Here is a 5,438-nt window from a genome sequence, read left to right as displayed (position 1 = left end):
GTCAATTGCTCTGCCAATTGAGCTAGAGGCGCTTACTTGTTTTTCAGGGCTTCCCCTGCAACAAGTAAATACTATACGGCATTCCGCAAGTACCCGCAACTCGAGTGAGCATGAACTGAATCACATATTTGTCGAGTGTTGTTATTGGGCCTGAAACAGCAAGAATCCGGCGCCCCACCCCTCCCCTATAGCGGGGTGAGAAGTGGAACGCCGGATTCTTAGAAAGCTATTGCTGAGCTACCGTTTAGCGAGCGACGGAACCTTCGGTGTAGTCGTCGTTTGCGGAATTCCAGGAGAACAGCTCGCGCAGCTTGCGGCCGGTTGCCTCGATGGGGTGTGCCTCGCCCTTTGCGCGCAGTTCCTTGAACTCGGGGCCTCCTGCAGCCTGGTCTTCCATGAAGCGCTTTGCGAAGTTGCCGTTCTGGATGTCTGCCAGGACAGCCTTCATGTTTTCCTTGACCTCGGGGGAGATTACGCGGGGGCCGGAGACGTAGTCGCCGTACTCTGCGGTGTCGGAGATGGACCAACGCTGCTTAGCGATGCCGCCTTCGATCATCAGGTCAACGATGAGCTTGAGCTCGTGCAGGACCTCGAAGTATGCAATTTCGGGCTGGTAGCCTGCTTCGGTGAGGACCTCGAAGCCGTACTGGACGAGCTGGGAGGTGGAGCCGCAGAGGACTGCCTGCTCGCCGAACAGGTCGGATTCGGTCTCTTCGGTGAAGGTGGTCTTGATGACGCCTGCGCGGGTTGCACCGAGGCCCTTTGCGTAGGACAGTGCCAGTGCGAGTGCTTCGCCGGATGCGTCCTTCTCGACTGCGACCAGGGCGGGAACGCCGCGGCCTGCTTCGTATTCGCGGCGGACGGTGTGGCCGGGTCCCTTGGGGGCAACCATTGCAACGTCGACACCCTCGGGTGCGGTGATGTAGCCGAAGCGGATGTTGAAGCCGTGTGCGAAGAACAGTGCGTTGCCGGGCTTGAGGTTCGGCTCGATGCTCTCTGCGTAGACCTTTGCCTGGACCTGGTCCGGGGTCAGGATCATGATGACGTCTGCTTCTGCTGCTGCTTCTGCGACGGTTGCGACGCGCAGGCCTTCTGCCTCAGCCTTGGCGCGGGACTTGGAGCCCTCGGACAGACCGACGATGACCTTCACGCCGGAGTCACGCAGGTTCAGTGCGTGTGCGTGGCCCTGGGAGCCGTAGCCGATAACTGCTACGGTGCGACCCTGGATCAGGGAGAGGTCTGCGTCGTCGTTGTAGAAAATGGTTGCTGCCATTTCTTCTCCTCAGTAAGTTTGGTATGCGGCCCAGGCTGGGCTCAACATTGACTATTCTACTTGATAGCTTTTGGGGTACAGGTTTACGAGAGTACTTCTCAGATTTTGGCTGGAAGTCTTTGTACCCTGCTTGGTCGGGGTGGGTACCGGGATTTTCGGTACCGGGGTTTACTGCACCGAGCTTTTCAGTACCTGGCGCTCCCCCGCCCACACTGCGAATATGTGGTTTCGGTGGTGCGGGCGGGAGTGCTGCTACAGGGGTAGCGTGGGGTGCGCTAGATGCGTTCGCTCATGGCGCGCGGGCCGCGTGCCAGGGCGATGGTGCCTGCGCGAACGATTTCGCGGATGCCGAAGGGTTCCAGTACTTCCAGCAGTGCGTTGAGCTTTTCCTGGGAGCCGGTTGCCTCGATGACAACGGACTCGGGGGAAACGTCAATCACGGATGCGCGGAACAGGGTGACTGCCTGAACGATCTGCAGGCGGACTACGGGGTCTGCCTTGACCTTAATCAGGATGTGGTCGCGCTGGGTGGAGGATTCGGCGGGCAGTTCAACGACCTTGAGCACGTGAATGAGCTTGTTCAACTGCTTGGTGATCTGCTCCATGGTGTGTGCGTCACCTTCGGTGACCACGGTGATACGGGAGACACCGGGGTTTTCGGTGGGACCCACAGCCAGGGAGAGGATGTTGAACAGTCGGCGGGAGAACAGGCCGGAGACGCGGGTGAGAACGCCCGGCTTGTCTTCTACCAGAACGGACAGAGTGTGCAGAGCCATTAGTTCTCTCCCTCACGATCGAACTCGGGCGAAGTGTTCTTCGCAATCCAAATCTTGTCATTAGATACGCCTGCCGGGACCATGGGCCAGACGAGGGCGTGGGGGCTGACGGTGAAGTCAATGACGACGGGGCGGTCGTTGATTTCGAGGGCAGCCTTGATGGTTGCGTCCACGTCTTCGTCGCGTTCGCAGCGGAAGGTTGCGCAGCCGTATGCTTCGCCGAGCTTGACGAAGTCGGGGATGCGTACGGTGCCGTGGCCGTCCTTCAGGTCGGTGTTGGAGTAGCGTTCGTCGTAGAACAGGGTCTGCCACTGGCGCACCATGCCGAGGGAGGAGTTGTTGATGATGGCAACCTTAATGGGGATGTTGTTCTGTGCGCAGGTGACCAGTTCCTGGTTGGTCATCTGGAAGCAGCCGTCGCCGTCGATGACCCAGACGGTGGAGTCGGGGTGTGCGACCTTTGCGCCCATGCCTGCGGGTACGCCGTAGCCCATGGTGCCCAGGCCTGCGGAGCTGACGAAGTGGCGGGGGCTTTCTTGTTGGATGTAGTGTGCACCCCACATCTGGTGCTGGCCAACGCCGGTGACGTAGTATGCGTCGGGGCCGGTGAGGGCGCTGATGCGCTCGAGGACGTATTCGGGCGAGCCGAGGCCATCCTTGGGCTTTTCGTAGCCGAGGGGGTATTCCTTGCGGATTGCGTTGAGTTCGTTCCACCACTCGGTGAGGTTCGGCAGCTGGTCTGCGAACTCGGTGGAGAGCAGCTCGATCAGTTCGGGCAGCACGTACTTGAGGTCGCCGACGATCGGCACGTCTGCGAAGCGGATCTTGGAGATTTCGGCGGGGTCAACGTCGATGTGGATGACCTTGGCTTCGGGGGCGAAGGAGTCGACCTTGCCGGTGACGCGGTCGTCGAAGCGTGCGCCGAGGGTGATGAGCAGGTCGGACTTCTGCATTGCGGTCACGGCGGGGACGGTGCCGTGCATGCCGGGCATGCCGAGGTTCTGGGGGTCAGAGTCAGGGAACGCGCCGATTGCGTTGAGGGTGGTGACGACGGGTGCGCCGATGAGCTTAGCCAGCTTGTGGAACTCTTCGGAAGCACCTGCGCGAACCAGGCCACCGCCGACGTAGAAGACGGGGCGCTTGGATTCGGTGATGAACTTAGCTGCTTCGTGGATCTGCTTGGAGTGGCCGCGGGTGACGGGGGTGTAGCCGCGCAGCTCCAGGTCCTCAGGAATACCACGGTATTCCATCATGCCGACCTGTGCGTCCTTGGTGACGTCCACGAGCACGGGGCCGGGGCGGCCGGTGGATGCAATGTGGAATGCTGCTGCGAGCGCGCGAGGGATGTCCTGCGGGTCGGTGATCATGAAGGAGTGCTTGGAGATGGGCATTGCCATGCCGACGATGTCAGCTTCCTGGAATGCGTCAGAGCCCAGCAGCTTAGTGGACACCTGGCCGGTGATTGCAACCAGGGGGATGGAGTCCATGTTTGCGTCTGCGATTGCGGTCAGCAGGTTGGTTGCGCCGGGGCCGGAGGTTGCGATGCACACGCCGGTCTTGCCGCTGGACACTGCGTAGCCCTGAGCGGCGTGGCCTGCGCCCTGCTCGTGGCGGACCAGGATGTGGCGGACCTTCTTGGAGTCGTACAGGGGGTCATAGGTCGGCAGAATTGCGCCGCCGGGAAGGCCGAATACGTCAGTCACACCCAGGTCTTCGAGGGTGCGGACGATTGCCTGAGAACCGGTCATGCGTTCTGCGGGAGCGTTTGCCGCGTCATCAGAAGTGGAAAATCCCATGGTCATGGAAATGCCTCGTGTCTTAATGGTTCTTCGTTGTATTCAATGTTTTGCGTGGGGGTTGTGTGATCCTCACGTGTCCTATGCCCGGGGGTGCCAAGCTATAAAAAATACCCCTCGCTGTTGGTGGTAGCGTTAGGGGCGCTTAGTCGCAGTGAATTGACCCTGTTGCGCGCCCTAGGCGACGAGTACAAGGTTGATAATTCGCTGGTACATTGCTGTCTTCACCCTTCTATGGTGAAGCCCCGGGAGGGGGTGAGTCAAATCTCTATGGGGTGTCGTGGCGGTTTTTACACGGAAACCCCCAAGTCAACCTTCTTCTTTCATGATGTGGACACCTTGAGCGTGTGAGTGGATTTTGGCGCTGGTTTTTGAACGGGTGAGAAAAACTCGCTTTTTTTGGATGTCATTGGGCGTAATATGTGCGAATACTCGTGACCTTCGTTGGTTGCCCCGGTAGACTGATGCTATGACCGAACCGATTATCACGGTCGCTGATGAGCTGACCGAAGCAAGTAAGTACGCAGAGGTTATCGACCCCCGTAACTCTGTTGAGAGTAGCGAGTTTTTGACGGGTGAGGAACTCATTCGGGTTCTGCACCCGGTTTTTGACGAGCAGATTATTAATTACGGTGCATACAATTTGGTGTATGCGACGGGCCGTGCTGTTTACCGTAATCCTGATTTGGCGTTGCATCAGTCTCCTGATCAGCAACATTTTATTGTTGGGTATCAAGATGCGCCTGATGAGGTGATTATTGCTCCGGTGAATTTGCCGGCGTTGACGCCTGCGGGTACGGCGACGACGATTGATAATACAAATGCTCTGCATGCGTATCGTGTGGGTGATGATGCGGTGACGCTTGAGTCGGTGAATGGCAGCTCGTTTTATTTGTCGTTTGAGGATAATGTTGAGGTTGCAACTCGTTTTGGCGTTGGTTTGTTGGAGCAGGGTAAGGATGTGGAGGATTTCCGCGAGTTTGTGACGCGGATTTGGCCGGTCCTGTAACAGAGACTTTTTGAAATGATTGCCCGCTACTGTCTTGTGACGGTGGCGGGCTTTCGCATGCCTGCACGCAACCATGTTGAACGCTTGAGGGGCGGTGCACATCCTCGCTCCTACAGGGGCACCCACCCTCGCTTCGCTTCGGGCACCCTGATGTCGCTACGGACGGCACCGGCACCTCGGCGCGCACCAGACCACCAAGCAACACGCTAAAAGGCGACAGCCCTACACGCAAAACACCCAACCACCAGGCAACACACTAAACCGCGACAGCCCTCCCCCGCCCCACACGCAAAACACCCAACCACCAGGCAACAGACTAAAAGGCGACAGCCTCCCCCGCCATAGTTCGCTAGGCACGGGGCGCACATACTGAACCACCGCACATCTACCGCAACCCCGACGGGACCGAAGCGTACCCCGAATACCGATACACGCAGAGGTGCATATATCCTCTGCCGCGACATCAGGGTGTCCGAGCTCTGCGAGGACGGGTCCCATGCAGGAGCAAAGAGGATAATATGCACCTCGCACGACAAAACTGCATTTACTGAGGGAACGCAAAAATCCCGCCGATTCCGAAGAAT

General features: G+C 58.7%; 4 protein-coding genes. 1 reads left to right on the top strand and 3 read right to left on the bottom strand.

What is annotated here, in order from left to right; genetic code table 11:
- Positions 1-244 precede the first annotated feature (244 nt).
- From ilvC to HMPREF2927_RS02110, 3 genes are all read right to left on the bottom strand, one after another.
- Entirely contained in the window at positions 245-1,273 is a 1,029-nt protein-coding gene (ilvC, locus tag HMPREF2927_RS02120; RefSeq protein ID WP_070685104.1) for a ketol-acid reductoisomerase, read from the bottom strand.
- Positions 1,274-1,548: 275 nt separating this feature from the next.
- Complete coding sequence (gene ilvN, locus HMPREF2927_RS02115) at positions 1,549-2,049, bottom strand: acetolactate synthase small subunit (protein ID WP_070685102.1); 501 nt, start codon at positions 2,047-2,049, stop codon at positions 1,549-1,551.
- A complete protein-coding gene (locus HMPREF2927_RS02110) occupies positions 2,049-3,851 on the bottom strand; it encodes an acetolactate synthase large subunit (protein WP_070685100.1) in 1,803 nt (600 codons plus the stop codon). Before HMPREF2927_RS02110 ends, ilvN begins: the two co-directional genes overlap by 1 nt.
- 463 nt (positions 3,852-4,314) lie before the next feature.
- Between HMPREF2927_RS02110 and HMPREF2927_RS02105 the strand changes: the two genes are divergently transcribed.
- Entirely contained in the window at positions 4,315-4,854 is a 540-nt protein-coding gene (locus HMPREF2927_RS02105) for a hypothetical protein (protein ID WP_070685098.1), read from the top strand.
- Positions 4,855-5,438: the final 584 nt, after the last annotated feature.

Source organism: Rothia sp. HMSC061E04, assembly GCF_001813685.1.
GTDB classification, from domain to species: domain Bacteria; phylum Actinomycetota; class Actinomycetes; order Actinomycetales; family Micrococcaceae; genus Rothia; species Rothia mucilaginosa.
Note: the sequence above shows the minus strand (reverse complement) of the source record. Positions and strands in the feature narration are given on the sequence as shown.

Coding starts and splice junctions, on each gene's coding strand:
- HMPREF2927_RS02110 (WP_070685100.1), bottom strand. CDS start 3,851: ATGACCATGGGATTTTCCACTTCTGATGACGCGGCAAACGCTCCCGCA.
- HMPREF2927_RS02105 (WP_070685098.1), top strand. CDS start 4,315: ATGACCGAACCGATTATCACGGTCGCTGATGAGCTGACCGAAGCAAGT.
- ilvC (WP_070685104.1), bottom strand. CDS start 1,273: ATGGCAGCAACCATTTTCTACAACGACGACGCAGACCTCTCCCTGATC.
- ilvN (WP_070685102.1), bottom strand. CDS start 2,049: ATGGCTCTGCACACTCTGTCCGTTCTGGTAGAAGACAAGCCGGGCGTT.